Source organism: Sedimentitalea sp. (assembly GCF_039973035.1).
Lineage (GTDB): Bacteria > Pseudomonadota > Alphaproteobacteria > Rhodobacterales > Rhodobacteraceae > Sedimentitalea.
Window position 1 is genome coordinate 87,572 of the sequence record NZ_JBDWLR010000095.1, and the last position, 25,129, is coordinate 112,700.

At 55.6% G+C, this 25,129-nt stretch carries 27 protein-coding genes; 16 read left to right on the forward strand and 11 right to left on the reverse strand.

Annotated features, from left to right (window positions below):
* Positions 1–11: 11 nt before the first annotated feature.
* On the forward strand, positions 12–332 hold the full coding sequence (gene trxA / locus ABJO75_RS27380; protein ID WP_348128038.1) for a thioredoxin: 321 nt from the start codon (positions 12–14) through the stop codon (positions 330–332).
* Positions 333–454: 122 nt separating this feature from the next.
* On the opposite strand, the gene ABJO75_RS27385 is transcribed toward trxA, so the two are convergent.
* Complete coding sequence (locus ABJO75_RS27385) at positions 455–646, reverse strand: DUF1127 domain-containing protein (RefSeq protein ID WP_348128041.1); 192 nt, start codon at positions 644–646, stop codon at positions 455–457.
* Positions 647–900: 254 nt separating this feature from the next.
* Between ABJO75_RS27385 and hslV the strand changes: the two genes are divergently transcribed.
* From hslV to ABJO75_RS27405, 4 genes are read left to right on the forward strand one after another with little or no spacing between them, the layout of a single operon-like run.
* Complete coding sequence (hslV, locus tag ABJO75_RS27390; RefSeq protein ID WP_348128044.1) at positions 901–1,458, forward strand: ATP-dependent protease subunit HslV; 558 nt, start codon at positions 901–903, stop codon at positions 1,456–1,458.
* A 58-nt stretch (positions 1,459–1,516) separates the two neighbouring features.
* Positions 1,517–2,824, forward strand: coding sequence for an ATP-dependent protease ATPase subunit HslU (hslU, locus tag ABJO75_RS27395; protein WP_348128047.1), 1,308 nt, complete (start codon positions 1,517–1,519; stop codon positions 2,822–2,824).
* A gap of 30 nt (positions 2,825–2,854) precedes the next feature.
* Positions 2,855–3,964, forward strand: coding sequence for an alpha/beta fold hydrolase (locus ABJO75_RS27400; protein ID WP_348128049.1), 1,110 nt, complete (start codon positions 2,855–2,857; stop codon positions 3,962–3,964).
* 38 nt (positions 3,965–4,002) lie between these two features.
* Positions 4,003–5,220, forward strand: a complete 1,218-nt coding sequence (locus tag ABJO75_RS27405; RefSeq protein ID WP_348128052.1) for an MFS transporter — start codon at positions 4,003–4,005, stop codon at positions 5,218–5,220.
* Here the strand turns inward: ABJO75_RS27405 and ABJO75_RS27410 are convergent.
* Together ABJO75_RS27410 and ABJO75_RS27415 are read right to left on the reverse strand one after the other, a co-directional pair.
* A complete protein-coding gene (locus tag ABJO75_RS27410; RefSeq protein WP_348128054.1) occupies positions 5,217–5,774 on the reverse strand; it encodes a Smr/MutS family protein in 558 nt (185 codons plus the stop codon). The genes ABJO75_RS27405 and ABJO75_RS27410 overlap by 4 nt on opposite strands.
* A gap of 83 nt (positions 5,775–5,857) precedes the next feature.
* Complete coding sequence (locus ABJO75_RS27415; protein ID WP_348128057.1) at positions 5,858–6,514, reverse strand: Tim44/TimA family putative adaptor protein; 657 nt, start codon at positions 6,512–6,514, stop codon at positions 5,858–5,860.
* 107 nt (positions 6,515–6,621) lie between these two features.
* Here ABJO75_RS27415 and ABJO75_RS27420 point away from each other — a divergent pair, with 107 nt between their 5' ends.
* Both ABJO75_RS27420 and secB read left to right on the forward strand, forming a co-directional pair.
* Complete coding sequence (locus ABJO75_RS27420; protein WP_348128060.1) at positions 6,622–7,107, forward strand: FxsA family protein; 486 nt, start codon at positions 6,622–6,624, stop codon at positions 7,105–7,107.
* Between the two features lie 61 nt (positions 7,108–7,168).
* A complete protein-coding gene (gene secB / locus ABJO75_RS27425; RefSeq protein WP_348128063.1) occupies positions 7,169–7,672 on the forward strand; it encodes a protein-export chaperone SecB in 504 nt (167 codons plus the stop codon).
* Positions 7,673–7,710: 38 nt separating this feature from the next.
* Here the strand turns inward: secB and dnaQ are convergent, their stop codons facing one another.
* Genes dnaQ through ABJO75_RS27445 form a run of 4 tightly spaced genes read right to left on the reverse strand, consistent with a single transcriptional unit; the run spans position 7,711 to position 10,409 of the window.
* Positions 7,711–8,397, reverse strand: coding sequence for a DNA polymerase III subunit epsilon (dnaQ, locus tag ABJO75_RS27430; protein ID WP_348128066.1), 687 nt, complete (start codon positions 8,395–8,397; stop codon positions 7,711–7,713).
* Positions 8,390–8,983, reverse strand: coding sequence for a dephospho-CoA kinase (coaE, locus tag ABJO75_RS27435; protein WP_348128069.1), 594 nt, complete (start codon positions 8,981–8,983; stop codon positions 8,390–8,392). Before coaE ends, dnaQ begins: the two co-directional genes overlap by 8 nt.
* Positions 8,980–9,813 (reverse strand): shikimate dehydrogenase, encoded by an 834-nt coding sequence (locus ABJO75_RS27440; protein WP_348128072.1) that lies wholly within the window; start codon positions 9,811–9,813, stop codon positions 8,980–8,982. The genes coaE and ABJO75_RS27440 overlap by 4 nt, the downstream gene beginning before the upstream one ends.
* Positions 9,810–10,409 (reverse strand): Maf family nucleotide pyrophosphatase, encoded by a 600-nt coding sequence (locus tag ABJO75_RS27445; RefSeq protein WP_348128075.1) that lies wholly within the window; start codon positions 10,407–10,409, stop codon positions 9,810–9,812. Before ABJO75_RS27445 ends, ABJO75_RS27440 begins: the two co-directional genes overlap by 4 nt.
* Before the next feature lie 407 nt (positions 10,410–10,816).
* Between ABJO75_RS27445 and ABJO75_RS27450 the strand changes: the two genes are divergently transcribed.
* The 7 genes from ABJO75_RS27450 (at position 10,817) to ABJO75_RS27480 (ending at position 18,182) form a co-directional block, all read left to right on the forward strand.
* Positions 10,817–11,266, forward strand: coding sequence for a CopD family protein (locus tag ABJO75_RS27450; RefSeq protein WP_348128077.1), 450 nt, complete (start codon positions 10,817–10,819; stop codon positions 11,264–11,266).
* 122 nt (positions 11,267–11,388) lie between these two features.
* Complete coding sequence (gene rho / locus ABJO75_RS27455) at positions 11,389–12,660, forward strand: transcription termination factor Rho (protein WP_348128080.1); 1,272 nt, start codon at positions 11,389–11,391, stop codon at positions 12,658–12,660.
* 29 nt (positions 12,661–12,689) lie between these two features.
* Entirely contained in the window at positions 12,690–13,976 is a 1,287-nt protein-coding gene (mnmE, locus tag ABJO75_RS27460) for a tRNA uridine-5-carboxymethylaminomethyl(34) synthesis GTPase MnmE (protein ID WP_348128083.1), read from the forward strand.
* Between the two features lie 12 nt (positions 13,977–13,988).
* The gene (gene mnmG / locus ABJO75_RS27465) at positions 13,989–15,851 is read left to right on the forward strand and encodes a tRNA uridine-5-carboxymethylaminomethyl(34) synthesis enzyme MnmG (RefSeq protein ID WP_348128086.1); all 1,863 of its coding nucleotides are present in this window, start codon (positions 13,989–13,991) and stop codon (positions 15,849–15,851) included.
* The gene (gene rsmG, locus ABJO75_RS27470; protein WP_348128089.1) at positions 15,848–16,471 is read left to right on the forward strand and encodes a 16S rRNA (guanine(527)-N(7))-methyltransferase RsmG; all 624 of its coding nucleotides are present in this window, start codon (positions 15,848–15,850) and stop codon (positions 16,469–16,471) included. Before mnmG ends, rsmG begins: the two co-directional genes overlap by 4 nt.
* Positions 16,464–17,273, forward strand: a complete 810-nt coding sequence (locus tag ABJO75_RS27475; RefSeq protein ID WP_348128092.1) for a ParA family protein — start codon at positions 16,464–16,466, stop codon at positions 17,271–17,273. Before rsmG ends, ABJO75_RS27475 begins: the two co-directional genes overlap by 8 nt.
* 21 nt (positions 17,274–17,294) lie before the next feature.
* Entirely contained in the window at positions 17,295–18,182 is an 888-nt protein-coding gene (locus tag ABJO75_RS27480) for a ParB/RepB/Spo0J family partition protein (protein ID WP_348128095.1), read from the forward strand.
* On the opposite strand, the gene hemW is transcribed toward ABJO75_RS27480, so the two are convergent.
* From hemW to rph, 3 genes are read right to left on the reverse strand one after another with little or no spacing between them, the layout of a single operon-like run.
* A complete protein-coding gene (gene hemW / locus ABJO75_RS27485; protein ID WP_348128168.1) occupies positions 18,179–19,336 on the reverse strand; it encodes a radical SAM family heme chaperone HemW in 1,158 nt (385 codons plus the stop codon). The two genes, ABJO75_RS27480 and hemW, sit on opposite strands and share 4 nt — an antisense overlap.
* Entirely contained in the window at positions 19,329–19,940 is a 612-nt protein-coding gene (gene rdgB / locus ABJO75_RS27490; RefSeq protein ID WP_348128098.1) for an RdgB/HAM1 family non-canonical purine NTP pyrophosphatase, read from the reverse strand. The genes hemW and rdgB overlap by 8 nt, the downstream gene beginning before the upstream one ends.
* Positions 19,937–20,647: a ribonuclease PH gene (rph, locus tag ABJO75_RS27495; protein ID WP_348128101.1), complete on the reverse strand. Its 711-nt coding sequence runs from the start codon at positions 20,645–20,647 to the stop codon at positions 19,937–19,939. The genes rdgB and rph overlap by 4 nt, the downstream gene beginning before the upstream one ends.
* A gap of 112 nt (positions 20,648–20,759) precedes the next feature.
* On the opposite strand from rph, the gene hrcA reads away from it, so the two are divergent.
* Both hrcA and ABJO75_RS27505 read left to right on the forward strand, forming a co-directional pair.
* The gene (gene hrcA / locus ABJO75_RS27500; RefSeq protein WP_348128104.1) at positions 20,760–21,824 is read left to right on the forward strand and encodes a heat-inducible transcriptional repressor HrcA; all 1,065 of its coding nucleotides are present in this window, start codon (positions 20,760–20,762) and stop codon (positions 21,822–21,824) included.
* Between the two features lie 9 nt (positions 21,825–21,833).
* Positions 21,834–22,397, forward strand: a complete 564-nt coding sequence (locus ABJO75_RS27505; RefSeq protein WP_348128107.1) for a nucleotide exchange factor GrpE — start codon at positions 21,834–21,836, stop codon at positions 22,395–22,397.
* 31 nt (positions 22,398–22,428) lie between these two features.
* Here ABJO75_RS27505 and mutS read toward each other — a convergent pair whose 3' ends face one another.
* A complete protein-coding gene (gene mutS / locus ABJO75_RS27510) occupies positions 22,429–25,044 on the reverse strand; it encodes a DNA mismatch repair protein MutS (protein WP_348128171.1) in 2,616 nt (871 codons plus the stop codon).
* Positions 25,045–25,129 lie beyond the last annotated feature (85 nt).

Here is a 25,129-nt window from a genome sequence, read left to right on the forward strand (position 1 = left end):
GGAGCCAGATCATGTCCACTGTCGCTGTCACCGACGCCACATTTGACGCCGAAGTCAAGAATTCCGACATTCCCGTCGTTGTCGATTTTTGGGCCGAATGGTGTGGCCCCTGTAAACAGATCGGCCCGGCGCTGGAAGAATTGTCCGCCGAATACGAAGGCCGGATCAAGGTTGCAAAGGTCGATGTCGACAGCAACCCGAACGCTGCCGCAGCGATGGGTGTACGCGGCATCCCCGCGCTGTTCATCTTCAAGGACGGTCAGGTTGTTTCGAACATGGCCGGAGCCAAGCCAAAGGCCGCTCTGCAAAGCTGGATCGACGAATCGATCTGAGCGTCAGACGGTGAATGATTCAAAGGCGTCCCGGTTGGGACGCCTTTTTTCTTGCCTGGAAAAACTAAAGCCGCCCAATTTGGGCGGCTGTTTCTTGGGGTCTGTTCTGATGGGGTTTCCGATCAGAGGGTGTCGACGTACTCGCGGGTCAGCCCGATATCGTTAAGCTGATGCTCTGACAGCCGGGCAAGAACCTTGCGCGTGATCCGCGCATCGCGGCGTGCTTTCAGGTTTGCGGTCAGGGCGTAGAAGAAATTCACCACGCGGAGAATTGTGACTGCTCCGTGTGGCGCGTTGTGTGTTAGTGTCGTCATTTTTTTGCGCCTATCAAGATTGAAACAGCCGACTCCATGTCGGTTGCAGAGCGTACATAAGTAGCTGAATAATTCGGCACAAATGATGTTTTTGCATTCCCGCAATGCACGGATTGCATGAATTGGGGACCGTGCCAGATGCGTTCTGCCAAAAAAGTACACATATCCGGCTTGATCACCGGGTGCCGCCAAGGGTAGTCCGCTTGAAATCTGATGCAAAACGCCCAGATTGGCTTCGCATACAGGAGACGCGCATGGCAGACGACCAATTCCCCGGCTGGCACGGGACGACGATCATCGGCGTCAAAAAGGGCGGCGAAGTGGTGATTGCCGGTGATGGCCAAGTGTCGCTCGGCCAGACGGTGATCAAAGGGACCGCACGCAAGGTGCGCCGCCTGTCGCCCGGTGGCTTTGACGTGGTCGCCGGTTTTGCCGGATCCACTGCTGACGCGTTTACGCTGCTTGAACGGCTTGAGAAAAAACTCGAAGCGACGCCGGGACAGTTGGCGCGGGCAAGCGTTGAGCTTGCCAAGGACTGGCGCACCGACAAATACCTGCAGAAACTCGAAGCGATGCTGATTGTTTCGGACGGCAAGGATATTCTGGTGATCACCGGTGCCGGTGATGTTCTTGAACCGGAACATGATGTCGCCGCGATCGGATCCGGTGGCAATTTTGCGCTGGCAGCGGCACGGGCGATGATGGACAGCGACAAATCTGCAGAAGACGTGGCCCGTCAGGCCATGGCGATCGCGTCGGATATATGCGTCTATACCAACGGAAACCTGACTGTCGAAAAGATCGGCGGCTGACTTCACTCAGCAAGTCTGTATCAACACTCGCCGGGACCCCGGCCTGGAAGGACTCGAAATGACAGACCTCACCCCTCGCGAAATCGTCAGCGAACTGGACCGGTTCATCATCGGCCAGAAGGATGCCAAACGCGCGGTTGCCGTGGCTTTGCGCAACCGGTGGCGGCGCAAGCAACTGTCAGACGATTTGCGCGACGAGGTATATCCCAAGAACATCCTGATGATCGGCCCCACCGGCGTCGGCAAGACCGAGATCAGCCGCCGATTGGCAAAACTTGCCCGCGCGCCGTTCATCAAGGTCGAAGCAACCAAGTTTACCGAAGTGGGCTATGTCGGCCGGGACGTTGAACAGATCGTTCGCGATCTGGTGGACAGTGCAATCGCCCAAACACGCGAGCATATGCGCGAGGACGTCAAGGCCGCCGCGCACAAGGCCGCCGAGGAGCGTGTCGTGTCCGCGATTGCCGGTGAAGATGCCCGCGAGACCACGCGCGAGATGTTTCGCAAGAAACTGAAGGCCGGAGAGTTGGACGATACGGTCATCGAACTTGACATGGCCGACACCTCAAACCCGATGTCGATGTTCGAGGTTCCCGGCCAGCCGGGCGGCAACATGGGCATGATGAACCTGGGCGACATGTTCGGCAAAGCCTTTGGCGGGCGAACCGTGCGTCGCAAGATGTCCGTTGCCGAGAGTTACGAGGTATTGATCGGCGAAGAAGCCGACAAGCTGCTGGATGATGAGACCGTGACCCGTGCTGCGCTGGAATCGGTTGAACAGAACGGCATCGTGTTTCTGGATGAAATCGACAAGGTCTGCGCACGGCAAGAGGCCCGTGGGGGTGATGTCAGCCGCGAAGGTGTGCAACGTGACCTACTGCCTCTGATCGAAGGCACAACCGTCAGCACCAAACATGGACCGGTCAAGACCGACCATATCCTGTTCATTGCCTCGGGCGCATTCCACATCGCCAAGCCGTCCGATCTGTTGCCCGAGCTTCAGGGGCGTCTGCCGATCCGTGTAGAGCTGCGCGCTCTAACCGAAGAAGACTTTGTGCGCATCCTGACCGAAACTGACAACGCCTTGACGCTCCAGTACACCGCGTTGATGGGCACCGAACAGGTCGAGGTGAGCTTTACCGACGAGGGCATCGCCGCGCTTGCCAAGATTGCCGCAGATGTGAATCACGCCGTCGAAAACATCGGCGCGCGGCGGCTCTATACCGTGATGGAGCGTGTGTTTGAGGAACTTTCCTTTAATGCGCCGGATCAGTCTGGCGACCAGATTGTCGTCGATGCCGCCTTTGTCGAAGCCAATCTTGGGGCTCTATCGCGCTCCACAGATGTCAGCCAATACGTCCTCTGACCGACGGGAGCGTGCAGGGGTAATTTTGGCATGAAACATATAGGGCTGGTACTGGCATTTCTTGCTCTGGCAAGTTGTGTTGATCGCAGCGCCAGCCCAACAGTCCCTGAAGCGCTTGAAATAGGGTCTAACTATAGGGTTTTCGCCGCCTCTACACGTTTGCCAGAAGGTCCTGACAGCTTTGGCTATCGCCGGTCTGATCAGTTGCGATACCTGAACCTTACCGTCTCCATTCCGCCCAACCGGGAACCCGGAACTCTGAGGTTCGGGTATGGCAATCCGAACCCGCGAAGAAATTTTACCATGGCGAACCGCGAGATTTTTCCGGACGCCGCCGCGTTTCGTGCGGACCTTCGCCACACCATGAACGCGCACCCGTTGAAGAACAAAGAAGTCACGATTTTTGTTCACGGCTTTAACGCAACACAGTCGGAAACCGCATTTCGCGCCGCGCAGCTAGCGCATGACATCGACATGCCCGGCGAGATGATGGTGTATTCTTGGCCCAGCCGAGGCAATCCGCTCGCGTATGCCTATGATAGCGACAGTGCGCTTTTTGCACGTGACGGGCTGGAGCAGACCCTACGCGAGGTCAAGGCGGCCGGGGCGAGACGGATCCTTCTGGTGGCCCACTCCATGGGCAGTTTGCTGACCATGGAAACGCTGCGCCAGCTTGATATCAAGGATCCGGGATGGGCAGGGCGCAACTTGGGCGGTGTTATCCTGATCTCTCCTGATCTGGACGTCGATGTCTTTCGCAAGCAGATGTCTCTCATATCCAATCCGCCCAGACCTTTTGTTGTTTTCGTCTCTGCCAAGGACAAGATTCTGAACCTGTCCGCAAGGCTGCGTGGGACGCATAACACGCCGCGCCTCGGCAATCGCTCGAGCGCACAGCTGGTCAGCGACCTTCCTATAGAAATCGTAGACACCACTGAGTTTTCCGACACCGCCGGGTCAGCGCATTTTGTTCCTGCGACATCACCCGCCTTGCTTGCAATGCTGCAAGGCGCGAGGCAAATGAACAGGACCTTTCGACAAGATGAAACCTCGTTTGAAAGCATGATTGTGGGTGTCAGTGTCGAACGAGGGCCTGACAGCGAAATTATTCTGCGGCCGCTGAGCGACTCGCCGAGATAGCGCTTGCCTAAGTCCGTTTGCGCGGGCAAATGCGATTCATGACCTTGCTTGGATTTCTGCATCGCAATGCGCCCTGGCTCGCCGCCGGAGGGTTGCTCACCTTTTTGTCGAGCTTTGGTCAAACCTTTTTCATCTCGATTTTTGCCGGGGAAATCCGGTCAGAATTCGGGTTGAGCCACGGACATTGGGGCGGCATCTATTCCCTCGGAACGGCAATTTCTGCGGTCGTGATGGTGTGGGCCGGTGGTCTCACCGATGTGTTCCGCGTGCGGGTGTTGGGGCCGCTGGTTCTGTTCGGTCTGGCAGCGGCCTGTTCTGCAATGGCGCTAAACCAAACCGTGTGGCTGCTGCCGGTAATCATCTTTTCGCTTCGTCTTTTTGGTCAGGGGATGTGCAGCCATCTGGCCGTGGTTGCGATGGCGCGCTGGTTTCAGGCCATGCGCGGCAGAGCGTTGTCCATTGCGACGCTGGGATTTGCGGTCGGCGAAGCCTCGCTACCGATCATTTTTGTCGCTTTGATGAGCTTTATCAACTGGCATTTCCTATGGTTCATCGCCGCTGGCATCTGTGTGCTGGGTGTGCCGGTTCTGATCGCTTTACTGCGACAGGAACGAACCCCGCAAAGCATGGCGCAAGAATTCTCTGGCACCGGCATGCAAGGGCGAAACTGGACCCGTCGTCAGGCATTATCGCATCCACTGTTCTGGATGATGGTCCCTGCCATGCTTGGCCCTGCGGCCTTTAACACCGCATTCTTTTTCCATCAGGTGCATTTTTCCGAGATCAAGGGATGGGAGCACGTAGAACTGGTGGCGTTCTTTCCGGTCTATACGATGATCGGAATAGTCTCGATGGTCGGATCAGGCTGGGCACTAGATCGGTGGGGGACGGCGCGTTTGATGCCATTCTATCAGTTGCCGATGGTGGTGAGCTTTATCGCGTTTTCATATGCCGCCGGACCTGTGGGTGCTTTTGTCGGGTTTCTTTTTCTGGCGCTGACAACCGGGGCGAATTCGACTCTTCCCAATGCCTTCTGGGCCGAATTCTACGGGACCGCACATATCGGTGCGATCAAAGCGATGGTGGCGGCGGTGATGGTGTTTGGTTCCGCGATCGGTCCCGGCATCACTGGGTTTCTGATTGATGCCGGTGTCGGGCTGGAACGACAATTTCTTGGGATTGCCTGCTATTTTCTGTTCACGACCATGATGTCCTACTTGGGCATTCGTCGCGCAAGGCGTGACCTTGTTCCTTAACGCACCTTGCGAAGGTAGACATAAAACGCGCCTTCGCCACCATGACTGATATGGGCGCTTTCCACCTGCAAAACTGCCTGCGCAAGTGGCGGCATTGAAAGCCACAGCGGTACATTGCGTCGCAAGATGCCGCGCGGAACAGGGATCGGGCCCTGATCTTTTGACTCTTTGCCTTTGCCGGTGATCACCAGAACCAAACGCCGCCCCGACGCCTGAGATGACAGAATGAAGCGCGTCAAAACCGGATGCGCACGGTCCAGCGTCATGCCATGCAGATCAATTCGACCTTCGGGAACGAGTTTGCCACGCTTCATCCGGCCAAACGCTTTGCGATCCATTTGAACGGATTGCGGTTTTACCGTCAGGCTTGGGCTGGGCGGTGCGGCCGGGTTGGGCCGGGGTGCTTGCGGGGCGTCTTGCCCCGCGGGAGCCCGGTTCGGTTTTGGTTTGGGTAACGGTCGCGTTGGGTTGCCATTCACGTGCAACCGTTCGGCGCGCTCAACAACACGATGCCACAGGTTGATTTCTTCGTCGGTCAGTTTGCGACGAACCATCAGACAGCATCCGGCAACAGGTCAGCAGTGTCGGTACAGGTTCTCTCGACCATCGTCACTGCCCCGCGCCCGAAACGTTGCCATTACCCGTCTGTCGCCACCAGCAACCAGTTGGGATCGTTTGATCCCATGGTCCGCGCAAAGGTCCAGGTATCTTTTTGCCGCTTTACGGCGGTCGGGCTGCCCTCGATGACATCACCGCCTTTGTCGCGCACGACCGAGGTCAACTCGGCGACAAACCGCATGGTGATTTCGGCCTTGTTTGTATCCTTGTCGAATTTGACATCCTGAATACCTGTTTCACGAACGCCTATGAATTCAGCCTCGATGGTCAGCCCCTTGTCTTCGCGGTCGGCGACCACATCGACAAACGTATCAAAGACGTCTTGAGCCAGGAACGGCTGGATGTCGTCAAGATTGCCACGCTCGAACCCCATGACGATCATCTCATAGGCACCACGTGCGCCCTGAACAAACTCGCTCACCGAGAATGCAGGTTCAATGCGCTTCATCGCGGCGAGATCCTGTGCCTGCTGCCCATCTTCTTCGACATGGTCGGTAATATCGCGGTCGGGCCCGCCCTCGATGACCTCAAACCCCTTGCGCGCGACGGGCTCGTCGGTTTTTGGCACAGGCGGCTTTTCAAATCCCTCGCGGGTGCCCAGCACGTTCTTCAGGCGCAAAATCAGGAAGATGGCTATGCCAGCGAGCACCAAAAGCTGTATGATGGACGAATTCATTTGGACCTCTTGTTTGTGTTGGGCTTTGTAAGCCTTGCCTGTCGCACTTATGTAGGTGACGGGCAGGGTCAAGTCTACCTCGCCACATTAAGGAAAGGAAACGCGCAATGTATCTATTTCTGGCGTTTTTGCTGGTACCACTGATCGAAATCGGCCTGTTTATTCAAGTCGGTGGTCTGATCGGTCTTTGGCCGACATTGGCGATCGTTGTCCTGACCGCGATCCTAGGGACGTCTTTGGTGCGGTCGCAAGGGCGAGTCGCCATGGGAGAGTTGCGCAGTTCCTTTGCCGATTTGAATGACCCGACCGAACCGCTTGCCCATGGTGCGATGATTCTCGTGTCGGGTGTCCTGTTGCTGACGCCGGGTTTCTTTACAGATGCAGTCGGTTTTGCCTTGTTGATGCCGCCGGTACGGCGTGCGGTGTTCCGGTATGTCCGCTCGCGTGTCGAAGTGCATCAATTTCAGATGGGGCCGGGGCAGGCCGCACAGCGCCATACACCCGGCGACGTGATCGATGGCGATTTTGAAGACGTTACCCCAAACCGCAAGCCGCGCACCGGGCCATCTGGCTGGGTTGAGGATGGCAAGTAGCATTGAGGTGCCCCACCCAAGCTGCTAAGCAACCGCAAATCATGTTTCGAGGAGCTTTTCGATGTCTGACAACGGCGCTGCCACTGCAAATGGCGGCCAACAGCAGCCGCAGGTAAAAATGAACATTCTTGGACAGTTCATTCGTGATCTGTCATTTGAGAATGTCATGGCCCAAAAAGGTGCCACCGGCGAAGTAAAACCCGATGTCAGCGTTCAGGTTAATCTGGATGCGAAGAAACGGTCGGCTGATCACCAATACGAAGTTTCGATCAAGCTGAACGTTGAATCCAAAGTGAAGGAAAGCGGCGATCCGCTGTTTCTGCTTGAGCTCGACTATGCCGGTGTCTTCCACATCGAAGGTGTCCCGGATGAGCAGTTGCATCCGTTCCTGATGATTGAATGCCCGCGCATGTTGTTCCCCTTCCTGCGCCGGATCGTCAGTGATGTGACCCGTGACGGTGGCTATCCGCCGCTGAACCTGGAAAACATTGATTTTGTTCAGCTATATCGCGCCGAGATCGCGCGTCGGCAACAAGAACAAGCGGCTCAACCGACCAACGCTTAAGACATTTGCGCGCCTGTCTCTGTCACGATCGCGACAATTCAGGCGCGCGACCAAAGCGCATCATCACCCAGCTTTGCGACAAACGCATCATGCGCTTCGTGCTCTTGTGAAGTAACGCGTGGGGGCAGGGGATCCGGACGTGGCGACGGACGCCAGTTGTCTCCTGCGGCACCGTTGTTCTGCCGCGACGTGGACGCCAGAGCAAAATCAGGTTGCCGGCCTCCGATCAGCTCAAGATAGACTTCCGCGAGAATTTCCGAGTCAAGCAAGGCTCCGTGGAGCGTGCGTGCGGTATTGTCGATACCAAAGCGACGACACAGCGCGTCTAGCGACGCCGGTGAGCCGGGAAAGCGCTTACGCGCGATCTCAAGCGTATCGATCGCCTGTTCCCATGGTAACGTCGGAAGGTTCATCCAGCCAAGTTCGGCATTAAGAAATTTCATGTCGAACGCCGCGTTGTGGATCACCATTTTGGCGTCACCGACAAAATCCAGAAATGCCTGCCCGATTTCGGCAAACTTGGGTTTGTCACGCAGAAAATCATCGCCCAGACCGTGAACTTCGAACGCTTCTTGCGGCATGCTTCGTTCGGGGTTGATGTACTGATGATATGTCCGCCCGGTGGCGACATGATTATGCAATTCCACGGCGCCAATCTCGACGATCCTGTCTCCGGATCCCGGTTCGAACCCGGTGGTTTCCGTATCGAGCACGATTTCACGCATTTGACTGCTGTTCCCTGATTTCTTTGACGATATTATGAACCTGCGCCCGCGCGTGGTCCAGCGTATCCGTGATGATCACATAGTCAGACCGCGCACGTTTTTCGGTATCGGGCATCTGTTTTGCCCGGATCATTTCAAACTGTTCACGCGTCATCGTTCCACGTGCAAGAACCCGTTGTTCCTGAATGTCTGGCGCAACCGAAACACAGGCAACCGCATCCATCGCTGCATCGCCGCCGGTTTCAAACAGCAGCGGAATATCAAAGACCAGAACATCAGCCGTGGCGCTTTCCTTGAATGTATTCCGGTCTTTAGCGACCAGGGGATGAACGACGGCTTCGATCTGTTTCAACGCATCCGAATCTTCGGCGATGATCGCCTTTAATGCCATGCGATCAACTGCACCGTCGCGGATGGATTGCGGATAGATTTCCCCAAGCGGCGCTACGGCTGGTCCGTTCACTGCATAGATCCGGTGCACGGCTGCGTCCGCATCCCATACTTCGCAACCTTCATCGACAAACATCGCGGCTGTCGTGCTCTTGCCCATGCCGATGGATCCGGTCAGCCCCAGCAGAAACCTCATTTCAAGGCAGCGGCGCGCGTCGCCTCGTCAATTTCAGGACGCTGACCAAACCAACGTTCAAAACCGGGTATGGCCTGAAACAGCAGCATGCCAAGACCATCCACCGTAACACAACCGGCGTTGCGCGCCGCGTTGAGCAGGTTGGTCTGCAGCGGTGTATAGACCAGGTCTGTAACCACGGTACCCGAATGCAGCCCGTCCAACTGCACGGTGAGTTCCGGTTGCCCGGTCATCCCCAAGGATGTCGTGTTGACCAGCAACGCCGCCTCTTTAACCGCGCTCCCGGCCTGAACCCAATCAATCACGCGGATGCGATGGCCAAAGTCTTCCTTCAGCCGTTCCGCCCGAAGGCGTGTACGATTGGACAGGACAACCTCGGGCACTCCAGCATCGACAAGCGCGCTGATGACTGCACGGGCAGCACCACCCGCCCCGAGTACCAACGCCGGCCCAGCATCGGCCCGCCAGCTAGGCGCACCGCTTTTCAGATTTTCTATGAATCCATAACCATCTGTGTTGTCTGCTAAAATTGAATCCGCGTTGCGAAAGATCAGTGTATTGGCCGCGCCAATCAACGACGCGCGATCAGTGATCTGATCCGCAATGGCCATCACCTTTTCCTTGTGCGGGACGGTCACATTGACGCCGACAAAACCCATCGCAGGCAACGTGCGCAGAACCCGCTCCAGATCTCTTTCCTCCACATCCATCGGAATATAGTGGCCGCGAATGCCATAGGTCTTAAGCCAATGGGCGTGCAGTAATGGGGATCGAGAATGGGCGATCGGCGATCCGATCACACCCGCCAATGGAATGCGCGCTTTGCTCATTGCTCGATCACTCCACGTAAGGCGAGAAAATTCAGAAGTTCTAACAAGGGCATACCCAAAACGTTAAAATAGTCTCCGTCAATGCTGCTGAACAGGCGAACACCTTCTTCTTCGAGCTTGTAGGCTCCGACCGAATGTCGAATGCTGTCCCAGTTCCGAGAGATATACGCTGAGAGGTAGTCATCTGAAAAGGCCCGCATACGCAGCCTGACCTGACCCACATGCCGCCAGACCGGTGTGCCGTCCTGATAGATGACGGCCGCCGATAACAAACTGTGCCGGTTTCCCCGCAACGCTGTCAGCTGTTCTCGGGCGTCGTCGGGTGTCGTTGGCTTGGACATCAGGGTTTGGTTGAAATCAAGAACCTGATCACACCCTATCACCATGGCCCCGGGATTTTTGTCGCTTATCTTGCGCGCCTTCATCTCTGCCAGCGCGTCGGCAATGTCTCTTGGCGACGCATTTTCGGCGAGCAAGGCTGATTTGATGGATTCTTCATCAATCCGCGGCACTTTGATCTGAACATCCAGACCAGCATTCTTCAACAGCTGCGCCCGAACGGTAGATCCGGAAGCCAGTATGATGGGGACAGTCATGTGGAAAACCAGGTGCACAATGTTGAGGATGGGTCGGGATAGAGTTGATCTGTTTTCGACTTGGCATGCAACCCTTGGACTAATCCAGATCTAACGAGATTTCATCTCGCTTTCATACCAGCTGGATAAGGATAATTCCCGTGCTGTGGGAAAGGCATGTCTGGCAAGGTTATTCGCAAGATATCCACAGGTTGGTAATTGGTATTTTCTGTCTAGAGTGTTGTAAAATAATAATTTTACTAGTACCGCTTGCTCCGGACTCAAAACTTCTTAACAAAGGTTAAGGCTGTGTAAAACTGCGGGGATGATCGTTTGATCCACAGGGCCTTGGTTCCCTACAAAATCATCTATCTTTCTTCTTTTCTTTTATATTTATAAGGAGGCGCCGGAAACAAGCCGAGGACCGCATGACCGATTTCCTGATTGTAATCTATCCGTGGACAAAGGCCTTTCATATCATGTCGGTCATCAGCTGGATGGCCGGGCTGTTTTATCTCCCAAGATTATTTGTGCACCACGTCGAACAAGCCAGTGTCAACCAAGCCATGGCAAGTGTCTTTGAGATGATGGAAGTGAAACTGCTGCGCGCCATCATGAACCCTGCCTTCATCGCGACCTGGGTGTTTGGTCTTTGCCTTGTCTTTACGCCGGGAATTGTCGACTGGACGGAAATCTGGCCCTGGACCAAGGCTGGAGCTGTGCTTGTCATGACTTGGTTTCACCATTGGCTTGGCTGGCGGCGCAGAGATCTGTTGAACGGTACCAACACCTGGACGGGTCGGCAGTTCCGGATGATGAACGAACTGCCAACCGTGCTGATGGTGATCATCGTGCTGTCAGTGGTCGTTCGTTTCTAATCCAGTTTGACTCCGATCACCGCTTTGGCTATGAACCCGGGACCAGCCCGTCCGGGCATGGTGTTTCCCGAATTTGACAGAACGCGGCCGGTAATGAACCGCTGCAGACAGGCTACATATCCATGAGCGTTGAAAAACTGAGTCTTGCCGACTTGAAAGCCAATAGTCCCAAGGACCTTTTGGCGATGGCCGAAGAGCTTGAGATCGAAAATGCGTCGACAATGCGCAAAGGCGAGATGATGTTCCAGATCCTGCGTGAACGCGCGGATGAAAGCTGGGAAGTTTCTGGTGACGGCGTGCTCGAGGTTCTTCAGGATGGTTTTGGATTCCTGCGTTCCCCCGAGGCAAACTATCTTCCGGGTCCGGATGACATCTATGTTTCGCCCGAGATGATCCGCAAATACTCGCTGCGCACCGGGGATACCATCGATGGTGTGATCGAGTCGCCCAACGACAACGAACGTTATTTTGCGCTGACCAATGTTGCGTCGATCAATTTCGAAGAGCCGGAAAAGGCTCGCCACAAGATCGCGTTTGACAACCTGACGCCGCTTTATCCTGACGAGCGTTTGAACATGGAAATCGAAGATCCGACGATCAAGGATCGTACCGCCCGGATCATCGATCTTGTTTCACCTATCGGTAAAGGACAGCGATCCCTGATCGTTGCGCCGCCGCGGACAGGTAAGACCGTTATCCTGCAAAATATAGCGCATTCGATCGAACGGAACCATCCTGAATGCTATCTGATCGTTCTGCTGATTGATGAACGGCCGGAAGAAGTTACCGACATGCAGCGATCCGTTAAAGGCGAGGTCGTTTCCTCGACTTTTGACGAACCTGCGACCCGACACGTAGCTGTCAGCGAGATGGTGATTGAAAAAGCCAAGCGGCTTGTCGAGCACAAACGAGATGTTGTGATCCTTCTGGACTCGATCACTAGACTTGGTAGAGCCTTCAACACTGTTGTTCCTTCATCCGGTAAGGTCCTGACCGGCGGTGTTGATGCAAACGCGCTTCAACGGCCCAAACGGTTCTTTGGTGCAGCACGGAATATCGAAGAGGGCGGTTCGTTGACCATTATCGCGACTGCGTTGATCGACACCGGAAGCCGGATGGATGAAGTTATCTTTGAAGAATTCAAAGGCACCGGTAACAGCGAAATCGTTCTGGACCGCAAGATTGCAGACAAGCGCGTTTACCCGGCAATCGACATTCTCAAGTCGGGCACCCGGAAAGAGGATCTTCTGGTCGACAAGGTGGACCTGCAGAAGACATTTGTGCTGCGTCGTATCTTGAATCCGATGGGAACGACCGATGCGATTGAGTTCCTGATTTCAAAACTGAAGCAGACAAAGAGCAACAGCGATTTCTTTGACTCAATGAATACCTGATCCCGGACCGCCGGCACGGAGGTATTTTGATGGATACGATCTTTGCGCTCGCAAGTGCGCAGGGCAAAGCCGGCGTTGCTGTGGTTCGGATTTCCGGTCCACGGGCCCATGCGGCTCTCTCTGTTTTGACACAACGAGATATGACCAAGCGTGGTATGCGGATGTGCGCGATCCGCGATATGCAGGGTCATCATCTAGATGATGCGTTGGTTCTAAACTTCTTTGCTCCGTCAAGCTTCACTGGCGAGGATGTTGTTGAACTGCAACTTCATGGCAGTGTCGCTGTTGTTACCGCTGTATTGCGAACCTTAGGAAGAATCGATGGGTTGCGCTTGGCGGATCCGGGTGAGTTCACGCGTCGGGCGATGGAGAATGGAAAGCTCGATCTCTCACAGGTCGAAGGCCTCGCTGACCTGATCGACGCAGAAACAGAGAGTCAGCGTCGTCAAGCACAGGAAGTTCTTTCCGGCCGATTGGGAGACGTTGCGGAGCGTTGGCGCGTCGATCTCATTCGTGCGGCCTCGCTGATTGAGGCGGTGATTGATTTTGCTGACGAAGATATTCCGACGGATGTGACACCGGAAGTTTCAGCACTGATCAAAAAGGTCATTGGCGAGCTGAGGGACGAAACGGATGGGGTCCAGATCGCCGAACGGATCCGAAGTGGGTTCGAGGTTGCAATCGTCGGCGCACCAAATGTTGGTAAATCGACGCTTCTTAACGCTTTGGCTGGGCGAGATGCGGCCATTACTTCTGAATTTGCTGGGACCACGCGTGACGTGATCGAAGTTCGGATGGATCTGTCCGGACTTGCGGTAACTTTTCTCGACACAGCGGGATTACGAGAAACGACCGATGCCGTTGAAAAGATGGGGATTTCGCTTGCTAGAAACCGGGCAGAGCGAGCTGACCTAAGGGTGTTTCTTGCGGAGAGCGTCTTGGATTTGGACATTGCGGTTCGTGATGACGATATCTTGGTGCGGCCCAAGGCGGACTTGCGCGAGAACAGCTTTAAAGCCGTATCCGGCTTAACTGGCGAAGGAGTATCGAACCTGATTTCCGAAATTGCGTCGATACTCAAAACGCGATCGGCGAATGCGGGTGTAGCGACGCGAGAACGGCATCGGATTGCGATGGAACGCGCAGAAACCGCGCTTGATGCGGCGCAAGCACTTTTGTCCGACCAATTTGACCAGTATGAAATGGTAGCGGAAGAGCTGCGTACTGCGATTCGTTCGCTTGAATCGCTTGTTGGCCGGGTAGATGTCGAAAACCTACTGGACGAGATTTTTGCCAGCTTTTGTCTAGGGAAGTGAGGAGTGTTTCACGTGAAACATTTTGACGTTGTCGTTATCGGTGGCGGACACGCGGGCGTCGAAGCTGCACATGTTTCGGCACGAATGGGTGCAGAAACTGCGCTTGTTACGCTAAAGCGCAGCGGCATCGGTGTAATGTCCTGCAATCCAGCTATTGGTGGGCTTGGCAAGGGCCACTTGGTGCGTGAAATAGATGCCATGGACGGTGTTATGGGGCGCGTGGCTGACAAAGCAGGTATTCAGTTTCGTTTGCTGAACCGCCGAAAAGGTCCGGCGGTACAAGGACCGAGGGCGCAGTCGGACAGAAAGATTTATCGTACATCCATTCTGGAAGAAGTAGAGACGCGAGAATACCTCTGCGTGGTTGAAGGCGAAGTCGTTGATTTCTTGATGGAAGATGGCCGCATAGTAGGCATTCTACTCGCGGATGGCACTGAAATCTCAACCGGCGCTGTTGTTTTGACAACTGGCACATTTTTGAGGGGCGTCATCCATGTAGGGGATGTTGCCAAACCTGGCGGGAGAATGGGAGATGATCCGTCTATTCGCCTTGCGGATCGTATGAAATCGTGCGGTTTGCCACTTGGCCGACTAAAGACAGGTACCCCGCCACGGCTGGATGGGCGCACAATCGATTGGTCCAATCTTCAAATGCAACCTGGCGATGATGATCCAACGCTATTCTCATTTTTGTCCGATAGACCGACTGCTCGTCAGATTTCTTGTGGAATTACGCATACGAACCCGCTAACTCACGAGATTATTGCAAAGAATCTTGAACGGTCCGCCATGTATGGAGGGCACATCGATGGAGTCGGTCCACGCTACTGTCCGTCAATCGAGGATAAAATTGTTCGGTTCGCCGACAAGGACTCTCATCAAATCTTCCTTGAACCAGAAGGGGTGGACGACCATACCGTCTATCCAAACGGAATTTCAACCTCTCTGCCAGAGGATGTTCAAGAGGCGTATGTTCATTCGATCAAGGGGTTGGAGCAAGCGGTTATCTTACAGCCGGGGTATGCCATCGAATACGACTACGTTGACCCGCGAGCGCTAACTGGTACGCTGGAGTTGCGCGATATCAACGGCCTATACCTCGCCGGCCAAATCAACGGGACGACTGGTTATGAAGAGGCGGCTGCTCAAGGACTTGTTGCTGGCTTGAATGCAGCGCTGGCTGTTCAAGAGAGACCTCCAATTGTGTTCAGCCGATCGAACAGCTACATCGGCGTGATGATTGATGATTTGACCACGCGCGGCATTACCGAGCCGTATCGCATGTTTACATCGCGTGCAGAGTTCCGTCTTTCCCTTCGCGCAGACAACGCGGACCAGAGATTGACGCCCATTGGAATTGAGGTTGGGTGCGTTGGATCGGAGAGAGAGTCGTCTTTTCTTCACAAGATGGAAAAGCTGGATTATGCGCGCACTCTTTTGACAAACACAACATATACCCCAAAAGAGCTTTCTGGGGCCGGCATTCAAATCAGTCAGGACGGAAAACGTCGTTCAGGTTTTGATGTTCTTGCGTTTCCGAATGTTCATGTTGAGGATCTTGTTTCTTTGATGCCCGATCTCGTGGACATCGATGGTGATACACGTTTGCAGGTGGAGCGAGATGCGCTCTACATGAACTACGTCAGTCGGCAAGAGAGTGATGTGAATGCGCTGAAGCGTGATGAAGCGCATGTTATTCCAGTTGATTTTGACTTTTCTGAAGTCGGTGGGTTATCGAACGAGCTAAAACAGAAACTGAGTGCTGCACGACCTGAAACCATAGCGCAGGCAGCGCGGATAGATGGCATGACGCCGTCGGGATTGGCGTTGGTCTTATCCAAACTACGCCGCGGGCGAAAAGTCGCGAACGGATGACGCCCTCACAGACCGACAACGGGCAGAATTTGAATGTTTCACGTGAAACATTGGACAGACTAAAGACTTTCGCCGATCTTGTTCAAAAATGGAATCCGCGTATCAATCTTGTCTCTCGTAGTAGCTTAGACAATCTCTGGTCGCGTCATATCGTTGATTCCATACAGGTTTTCGAAGCATCCAACAAATCAGGCCATTGGGTCGATCTGGGCAGCGGGGGCGGATTCCCCGGAGTGGTCGTAGCAATACTCGCTGCCGGTGAGTGTCCAGACATGCAGGTCACATTGATCGAAAGCGATCAAAGGAAATGCGCCTTTCTGCGTACTGCTGTTCGCGAAACTGGTGTGCAATGTCGGGTGTTCTCAAAGCGGATCGAAGCGGTTGAGACGCAAGAAGCGGACATTTTGTCGGCACGGGCGCTCACGAATCTTTCGGGCCTGCTGGAATTCGCCGAAAGGCATCTGTCAACCGGTGGAATAGCATTGTTCCCCAAGGGTGTGACGTGGCAAAAGGAAGTTGCCGAAGCACAGCAGAGATGGCGGTTCGAGTTTGAACCAATCGAAAGCAGTACCGAGGCCGGAGCCGTTATCTTGAAAGTCAAAGGAATGTCGCGTGTCTGATTTTTCCCAATCTCCAGGTCCGCAAATCGTAGCCGTCGCCAATCAGAAGGGCGGGGTTGGCAAAACAACAACATCCATTAATCTCGCTGCGGCTTTGGCTGAAACAGGGCAGCGCGTTCTTGTGGTCGACCTTGACCCGCAGGGCAATGCGTCAACGGGGTTGGGCATCGACGCGGAAGAGCGCGAAATGACGACCTATGACTTGCTGGTCGGTGATGAGCCATTGCGCCAGATTATTCAATCGACGGCGCTTGATGGTCTTTGTATTATTCCGGCAACTGTCGATTTGAGTTCGGCAGATATAGACTTGATGGCGAATGATCGTCGAATCTTCCTTTTGCATGACGCCCTTCGGCAAAGTGCTATGGGGGATTTTGGCTTTGATTACATTCTTATCGACTGCCCGCCGTCGCTAAACTTGCTTACCGTGAACGCCATGGTCGCTGCACATTCTGTGCTGGTCCCACTGCAAAGTGAATTCTTCGCGCTGGAGGGCTTGTCGCAGCTGATGTTGTCCGTCCGCGAAGTTCGTCAGTCAGCAAATCCAAGACTGAGAATCGCAGGTATTGTGTTGACCATGTATGACAAACGCAACAACTTGTCCCGTCAGGTAGAGCAAGACGCGCGTGACAATCTGGGGGATCTGGTCTTTGATACACTGATCCCGCGAAACGTGAGGGTCAGCGAAGCGCCGTCTTATGCGATGCCGGTGCTGAGTTATGACAGTAATTCGCAAGGCGCCGTGGCCTATCGCGCGCTGGCGCGAGAGATCATTAACAAGCACCGGCTGTTGGCCGCCTGAGGGAATCGAGGAGCGTAGCAGATGGATAAAAAGGTGAAGCCTCGCGGGTTGGGTCGCGGACTTTCAGCGCTGATGGCGGATGTGTCTGCCGAGAGTCAGAATCCGGATCGACCTGCCGGGCCCGATATCCACGTTCCAATCGAAAAGCTGTTCGCGAACCCAAATCAGCCGCGGCGGCGCTTTGCGCAGGACGATCTGGATGATCTGACGGCTTCGATCAAGGAAAAGGGGGTTCTGCAGCCGCTGATCGTGCGACCCAGAGAGGGTGGGACCTATGAGATTGTTGCTGGAGAACGCCGCTGGCGGGCATCGCAGCAGGCGCAGTTGCACGAAGTTCCCGTTCTCGTCCGAGATTTTGATGATGTAGAAGTTCTTGAAGTTGCGATCATCGAAAACATTCAGCGCGCCGATTTGAATGCGGTCGAAGAAGCAGCCGGATACAAGCAGTTGATGGAAAGCTTCGGCCACACGCAGGAGCGTCTCGCAGAGGCGCTTGGCAAGAGCCGAAGCCATATCGCAAACCTGATGCGTTTGCTGACCTTGCCCACAGACGTTCAGAGCATGTTGCAGGAGGGCGCTCTGTCCGCCGGACATGCGCGGGCATTGATTACCGCAGAAGAACCATCGACATTGGCGCGGGCAATCGTCAAAGGCGGGTTGTCGGTGCGCGCGACCGAGGCACTGGTCAAAAAGCAGGGGGCCGGATGCCAACCGGCTAAAAGAAAATTGCAGGCGGCGCCTGTCGAGAAGGACGCAGATACGCGTGCGCTGGAAGCGGACTTGTCAGCGAATCTGGGGATGAAGATAGAGATCACCCATAAGCCTGGCCAAGATGCGGGCGTGGTATCGATCAAGTATGGTAATCTGGATGAATTGGATACGCTCTGCCAGTTGCTGAGTCGTACCTAACCGACGAGAAACTCGGAGATTATGGCGTTGAGAACCATAAATCCTTGTTTTTCTACAATGATATTGCTGTCACGATCCTGAATCAGCCCAAGATCCGAAAGAGATTTTCGGGCTTTTGGGTCCAGTTGTTGTCCGGCAAGGCTCTCATAGCGCACAACATCTATGCCAGTTTTAGTGCGCAACCCCATCATCAGGTATTCTTCGGCTTGCTCCAGCGACGAAAGAGGCCGCCGCAGAGTTTCTCCGGTTCCCCGATCAACAGACTGCAACCATTCGGTCGGCATGACCGCCGATTCAGTTGCATAGCGCATATTGTTCAGGGTGACGCGGCCATGCGCGCCCGGTCCGATCCCAACATAATCGCCGCCGGTCCAATAGATCAGGTTGTGCCGTGACTCAGAGCCGGGACGGGCGTGGTTTGAAACTTCGTACATCGGCAGCCCATGTTTGTCACAGGTGCTTTGCGTGACCTCGTACATATCGGCGGCGCGATCATCATCCGGCAATCCGCGCAGCTTTCCAGCAGAAAACCGATCGCCAAACGCGGTGCCAGTCTCGATTGTAAGTTGGTAGAGCGACAGATGGTCGATGGCCATCGACAACGCGGTATCCAGTTCGCGCTGCCATTGATCGATGGTTTGATCCTGGCGGGCATAGATCAGGTCAAAACTCACCCGGTCAAAGCAGTTGCGCGCAATGTCAAAGGCCGCTCGCGCTTCTGAGGCGGTGTGAATACGGCCGAGGCGTTTGAGGTCAGCGTCATTCAGAGCCTGAACACCCATCGACACACGATTGACGCCGCCATCGCGATATCCGGCAAAGCGACCCGCTTCGACCGAGCCGGGATTTGCCTCAAGCGTGATTTCAATGTCGTTGGCGGGGGTCCAATACTTACAGGCCGCTTCGACGATCTCTGCAACCGTATCGGGGTCCATCAGGCTGGGTGTGCCGCCGCCAAAGAAGATGGAATTCAGTACCCGATCCGGTGTTTCGGCAGCGGTTCTCGCGAGTTCGGATAGATAGGCGTCGCGCCACGCAGACTGATCAATCTGACGCGAGACATGGCTGTTAAAGTCGCAATAGGGGCATTTGGCCTGGCAAAACGGCCAATGGACATAAAGGCCGAAACCGCCGTGGCGCCAGTCTTCAGTCAAAACAGTCGGCAACAAATTGCGCCGTCGCCTTAGCACGATGGCTGATCTTGTTCTTTTCCCAGCGATCCATCTCGCCGAACGTGATGTCATAGCCGTCTGGCACAAAGATCGGGTCATAACCGTGACCCTGATCGCCGCGCATGGGCCAGATGACTTGACCAGGCATCACGCCCTCGAACACCTCGTCATGACCGTCAGGCCAGGCAAGCACGAGTGTACAGCAGAATTGGGCCGTGCGCGGAGAGGGTGCATCGACTGCCTCAAGCTCGCGATGAGTCCGTTCCATCGCCATCACGAAATCACGCCCATTCGGCGTTTCTGCCCAATCAGCGGTGTAGACACCCGGCGCGCCGTTCAGCGCGTCAATCTGAATGCCGGAGTCGTCCGAGAGCGCGGGCAGGCCCGTCGCCTGCGCGGCAGCATGGGCCTTGATCCGGGCGTTGCCCACAAAGGTTGTTTCGGTCTCTTCCGGTTCTGGCAGGTTCATTTCGGCAGCACCCACGACAGATACCCCAAAGGACTCCAGCAGATGCCCCATCTCTTCAAGCTTGCCGGCGTTATGCGTGGCCACCAACAGCCGATCACCGACAAATTTGCGTGTCATGTGGCGGCCTTTTGCGCGGCGACGAGTTCACCAACGCCTTTTTCGGCGAGGTCCATCAAGTCGTTCATTTGATCGCGAGAGAAAACAGAGCCCTCGGCGGACATTTGGACTTCGATCAGCTTGCCCGATCCGGTCATGATAAAGTTGCCGTCAACGCCCGCTTCGCTGTCCTCTGGATAATCAAGGTCCAGAACGGGCTGACCCGCGTAGATGCCGCAGGATACGGCCGCGACCGGATCAACAAGCGGATCGCTGATGACATCGCCTGCTTTCATCAATTTGTTCACGGCGAGTCGCAACGCCGTCCAGCCACCCGTTATTGCGGCACAACGCGTGCCGCCATCGGCCTGAAGAACATCGCAGTCGATCGTGATCTGCCGTTCGCCAAGGGCCACACGATCCACACCGGCGCGCAGGGAGCGGCCAATCAGACGCTGAATTTCGACAGTACGCCCACCTTGTTTGCCGGACGCTGCCTCGCGCCGCATCCGGGTGTTGGTTGCGCGGGGCAACATGCCATATTCCGCGGTGACCCAGCCAAGCCCCGAACCCTTGATAAACGGTGGGACACGATCCTCGATCGTGGCGGTGCACAGCACGTGGGTATCGCCGACCTTGATCAGGCAAGACCCCTCGGCGTGTTTGGTAAAGCCTGTTTCGATGGATACAGGGCGCATTTCGCTTAGTTCTCGACCAGAAGGGCGCATGATATGTCCTTTGTTTGTTGGCGTCGCAATACAGCCCGACCTGTTGGTTGTGCAACCCCGATTGACCTTTCCAACTGGGGGACTTTAATGGCAACCAGCCAAGGATGATTGCATGAATGATGGTACGAAACTGCTGGACGAGTTGAACGACCGCTCGCGCGAAGTGTTTCGGCGCGTTGTCGAGGGGTATCTGGAAACCGGCGACCCGATTGGCAGCCGCACCCTGACACGCACCCTAAGTGAAAAGGTCAGCGCGGCAACGATACGCAATGTGATGCAGGATCTTGAATATCTTGGTCTGCTGGACAGCCCGCATATCAGCGCCGGTCGAATACCGACACAGGTCGGACTGCGGATGTTTGTCGACGGTTTGCTCGAAGTTGGTGATCTGCACGACACCGACCGGCAAATGCTTGATGACACGGTAAAGCGGAATTCGAACGACGTCGTTAATGTGCTGGATCGTTTGGGTTCGGCACTGTCGGGCGTGACGCAAGGCGCATCACTGGTTCTGACCCCCAAACACGAGGCCGAAATCAGGCATATCGAATTTGTGTCGCTCGCCCATGATCGCGCCCTTGTCGTTATTGTGTTCTCCGATGGCCATGTGGAAAACCGCCTGTTCACCCCGCCGCCCGGTCAAACGCCGAGTTCGATGCGCGAGGCCGCGAATTTCCTGAATGCCCTGATCGAAGGTCGAACGCTCAGTGATGTGCGAAAACGGATTCAGACAGAGATCAGCGCCAGACGCCAGGAAATCGACAAACTGGCGCAGGACATGGTCGAAAGCGGTCTGGCAGTCTGGGAAGGCGAAGGCGAGGAAGCTGACCGTTTGATTGTCCGCGGGCGCGCGAATCTGTTGGGCGGCGAGGATAATGGCGAAGAACTGGAGCGCATCCGAAACCTGTTTGATGACCTCGAACGCAAGCGTGACATCGAAGAATTTCTCCAACTCACCGAAGAAGGCGAAGGCGTGCGCATTTTTATCGGGTCAGAGAACAAACTTTTCTCACTTTCGGGTTCCTCTTTGGTGGTGTCTCCCTATATGAACTCTGATCGAAAGATCATTGGCGCGGTGGGCGTGATTGGCCCAACGCGCCTCAATTACGGGCGGATCGTGCCGATTGTGGATTACACGGCACAGCTGGTAGGTCGGTTGATTTCTGACCGCAGTTAGAGGTGAAAGATGGCAGAGCCAAAGAACGACGATTTTCTGGATGATCTGGCGGCGATGGAAGCCGAGGCAGACGCCGAAGAAATGGCAGAGCTTGACGACGAGGCGATTGAACTGGATTCGATCCGCGCGGAACGTGATGAATACAAAGACCGCTATATGCGGACTTTGGCCGAGGCGGAAAACTCCCGCAAGCGCTCAGAGCGGGCACGCGTAGAGGCCGAGCGTTACGGCGGGTCGCGTTTGGCAAGAGATGTTCTGCCGGTCTATGACAACATGAAACGTGCGCTGGATACCATTACCGACGAACAACGCGCTGCGTCCGCAGCCATGATCGAAGGCATCGAATTGACGATGCGCGAATTGATCAATGTGTTCGGCAAGCATGGCATCGAAGTGATTTCGCCCGAAGTTGGCGATCGGTTCGACCCAAAGATCCACGAAGCCATGTTCGAAGCACCACTGCCCGGAACCAAAGCTGGCGACATCATTCAGGTATCTGCCGAAGGTTTCATGTTGCACGATCGGCTGTTGCGCCCGGCTCAGGTTGGGGTGTCATCGACGCCCGCCTCCTGATCTCAGGACAATCACCATCTATCAGAGGCGGTCAGGTTTTGGCCGCCTCTTTCAATTTATAGATCAGATCAAGTGCTGCCTTGGGTGACAGTTCGTCCGGATGAATGGTCTCGAGCAAGTCCAGCGCCGGCGATGGTACGGGTTCTGGCAACGGCGGCGGCGCTGCGGAAAACAGAGGCAAATCGTCGATCAGCGCCTTTTGGGTCGCGCCACCTTCGCGCTCGCCTTCTTCCAACGCCTTGAGCACCACGCGAGCCCGATCAAGGACCGATTGCGGCAGACCGGCCAGCTGTGCGACCTGCACGCCATAAGACCGATCCGCTGCACCCTTGCGAACCTCGTGCAGAAAGATCACTTCGCCCTGCCATTCCTTGACTGCAACCGTGGCATTATCTACGCCGGACAGCTTGCCAGCCAGCGCGGTCAATTCGTGGTAGTGCGTTGCAAACAGTGCACGGCATTGGTTGCTGGCGTGCAGATGCTCAAGTGTCGCCCAGGCGATGGAGAGGCCGTCATAGGTGGCGGTACCACGCCCGATTTCATCAAGGATGACCAGCGCGCGATCATCTGCTTGGTTGAGGATCGCGGCTGTTTCGACCATTTCGACCATGAAGGTGGATCGCCCGCGCGCCAGATCATCTGAGGCGCCAACGCGGCTGAAAAGCTGACTGATGACACCAATATGGGCGGTCGCCGCAGGCACATAGCTGCCCATCTGGGCCAACAGTGCGATCAGCGCATTCTGGCGAAGAAAGGTCGACTTACCTGCCATATTCGGCCCGGTCAGCAACCAAATTGCGGCACCGGTCCCGGCAGTCAGATCACAATCATTCGCGATGAAACTATCACCACCTTGCTGACGCAGCGCTTGTTCCACGACAGGATGCCGCCCACCGGTAATGTCAAAGCTACGGCTGGTGTCGACCCGCGGGCGACACCAATTCTCGGCCCTCGCCAGATCGGCGAGTGCGGTTGCCAGATCAAGCTCTGCAAGGGCTCGTGCGGCGGCGTTCAAACGGGCGGCTTCGGCAAGAATAGAGCCTCTTATACCCTCATAGAGCCGCTTTTCGATCTCAAGCGCGCGGTTTCCGGCGTTCAGGATCTTGGTTTCCATCTCGCTGAGTTCGACGGTGGTAAAGCGAACCTGATTTGCCGTGGTCTGACGATGGATATAGCTTTCTGACAGAGGTGCAGAGAGCATCTTTTCCGCGTGGGTCGACGTGGTTTCGATGAAATAGCCCAGCACGTTGTTGTGCTTGATCTTGAGCGAGGCAATGCCCGTGTGTTCGGCATAGCGTTTTTGAAGCCCTGCAATCACTGACCGGCCTTCATCCCGCAAGGTGCGGGCCTCGTCGAGATCAGGGTCATAGCCGGTCGCGACAAACCCACCGTCGCGCGCCAAGAGCGGCGGTACGGCGACCAGCGCGGCATCAAGCAGGGCAGAGAGATCGTCAAAGCCGTTCAGATCGTTGGCTGCGCTCGCAAGAAGTGGCGGCAACTCACAAGCCTGGCACTGTCGTGCAATGACCTCGGCCTGTTCAAGCGCGTTGCGGACAGCCGCCAAATCCCTTGGACCACCACGATCCAGCGAAAGGCGAGACAGCGCGCGATCAAGGTCCGGGGCCTTGCGCAAGGCGGTGCGCAGATCTGCGGCAAGACGGTCCTGCTCGATTGCAAAATCAACCGCAGCAAGGCGGGATTGCACAGTATCCAGATTTCGCGATGGGCTGGACAAGCGTTGTTCTAAGAGGCGCGCGCCACCCGGCGTGACGGTGCGATCTATTACGGCGAGAAGCGATCCGGCGCGACTTCCTGAAAGGGATCGGGTCAGTTCCAGATTGCGTCGGGTCGCAGCATCAATCTGAACGACACGATCCTCGGATTCGCGCACCGGGGTCTGCAACAGGGGCAAGCGACCCTTTTGGGTGATTTCGAGATAATCGATCAGAGCGCCCATCGCCGATATCTCGGCCCGCCCAAAGCTTCCGAATGCCTCAAGCGTGCCGACCGAGAACAAGCTGCACAGGCGCTTGTCGGCGGCGGTGCTGTCAAAGCTGGCCCGCCCAAGCGGTGAAAGCGCGACACCTAGATCGCTGGCGACATCATACAAACCCTCAGTGCCGCCATCGCTGACAATAAGTTCGGATGGTGCCAGCCGGGCGAGTTCGGGCCCAAGCCGCGCACGATTCAGCGGCATCACGTGAAACGCTCCGGTCGATATATCGGCCCATGCCAGCGCCGATTGATCTCGTACCTCGGCAAAGGCGGCGAGGAAATTGTGACGTCTGGCTTCAAGTAGCGCGTCTTCGGTTAGCGTGCCCGGGGTGACAAGGCGAACAACCTCGCGTTTCACCACGGACTTAGAGCCGCGTTTCTTGGCTTCTGCCGGGCTTTCTATCTGTTCACAGACGGCAACACGAAAGCCTTTGCGGATCAGGGTCAGAAAATATCCTTCGGCGGCATGGTAAGGCACCCCGCACATGGGGATATCGGCGCCGTCATGTTTGCCACGCTTGGTCAGCGCGATATCCAGTGCTTCGGCGGCGGCAACCGCGTCGTCAAAGAACATCTCGTAGAAATCGCCCATACGATAGAACAGCAACGCGTCCTTATGGTCGGCCTTGATCTCAAGATATTGCGCCATCATTGGCGTGACATTGGCCACAGATTTTCCCCCGGTCATCGCAACCTGCGCGACCTTACAAACGCCCAAGACGCGACGAAAGGCGAAA

Coding starts and splice junctions, on each gene's coding strand:
- coaE (WP_348128069.1), bottom strand. CDS start 8,983: ATGAGGTTTCTGCTGGGGCTGACCGGATCCATCGGCATGGGCAAGAGC.
- rsmG (WP_348128089.1), top strand. CDS start 15,848: ATGACGCCCTCACAGACCGACAACGGGCAGAATTTGAATGTTTCACGT.
- secB (WP_348128063.1), top strand. CDS start 7,169: ATGTCTGACAACGGCGCTGCCACTGCAAATGGCGGCCAACAGCAGCCG.
- hslV (WP_348128044.1), top strand. CDS start 901: ATGGCAGACGACCAATTCCCCGGCTGGCACGGGACGACGATCATCGGC.
- mnmE (WP_348128083.1), top strand. CDS start 12,690: ATGGATACGATCTTTGCGCTCGCAAGTGCGCAGGGCAAAGCCGGCGTT.
- ABJO75_RS27505 (WP_348128107.1), top strand. CDS start 21,834: ATGGCAGAGCCAAAGAACGACGATTTTCTGGATGATCTGGCGGCGATG.
- ABJO75_RS27480 (WP_348128095.1), top strand. CDS start 17,295: ATGGATAAAAAGGTGAAGCCTCGCGGGTTGGGTCGCGGACTTTCAGCG.
- rho (WP_348128080.1), top strand. CDS start 11,389: ATGAGCGTTGAAAAACTGAGTCTTGCCGACTTGAAAGCCAATAGTCCC.
- hslU (WP_348128047.1), top strand. CDS start 1,517: ATGACAGACCTCACCCCTCGCGAAATCGTCAGCGAACTGGACCGGTTC.
- ABJO75_RS27420 (WP_348128060.1), top strand. CDS start 6,622: ATGTATCTATTTCTGGCGTTTTTGCTGGTACCACTGATCGAAATCGGC.
- ABJO75_RS27415 (WP_348128057.1), bottom strand. CDS start 6,514: ATGAATTCGTCCATCATACAGCTTTTGGTGCTCGCTGGCATAGCCATC.
- ABJO75_RS27405 (WP_348128052.1), top strand. CDS start 4,003: ATGACCTTGCTTGGATTTCTGCATCGCAATGCGCCCTGGCTCGCCGCC.
- mutS (WP_348128171.1), bottom strand. CDS start 25,044: ATGATGGCGCAATATCTTGAGATCAAGGCCGACCATAAGGACGCGTTG.
- rdgB (WP_348128098.1), bottom strand. CDS start 19,940: ATGACACGCAAATTTGTCGGTGATCGGCTGTTGGTGGCCACGCATAAC.
- hrcA (WP_348128104.1), top strand. CDS start 20,760: ATGAATGATGGTACGAAACTGCTGGACGAGTTGAACGACCGCTCGCGC.
- ABJO75_RS27450 (WP_348128077.1), top strand. CDS start 10,817: ATGACCGATTTCCTGATTGTAATCTATCCGTGGACAAAGGCCTTTCAT.
- ABJO75_RS27400 (WP_348128049.1), top strand. CDS start 2,855: ATGAAACATATAGGGCTGGTACTGGCATTTCTTGCTCTGGCAAGTTGT.
- ABJO75_RS27440 (WP_348128072.1), bottom strand. CDS start 9,813: ATGAGCAAAGCGCGCATTCCATTGGCGGGTGTGATCGGATCGCCGATC.
- trxA (WP_348128038.1), top strand. CDS start 12: ATGTCCACTGTCGCTGTCACCGACGCCACATTTGACGCCGAAGTCAAG.
- dnaQ (WP_348128066.1), bottom strand. CDS start 8,397: ATGCGTGAAATCGTGCTCGATACGGAAACCACCGGGTTCGAACCGGGA.
- ABJO75_RS27410 (WP_348128054.1), bottom strand. CDS start 5,774: ATGGTTCGTCGCAAACTGACCGACGAAGAAATCAACCTGTGGCATCGT.
- rph (WP_348128101.1), bottom strand. CDS start 20,647: ATGCGCCCTTCTGGTCGAGAACTAAGCGAAATGCGCCCTGTATCCATC.
- ABJO75_RS27385 (WP_348128041.1), bottom strand. CDS start 646: ATGACGACACTAACACACAACGCGCCACACGGAGCAGTCACAATTCTC.
- ABJO75_RS27445 (WP_348128075.1), bottom strand. CDS start 10,409: ATGACTGTCCCCATCATACTGGCTTCCGGATCTACCGTTCGGGCGCAG.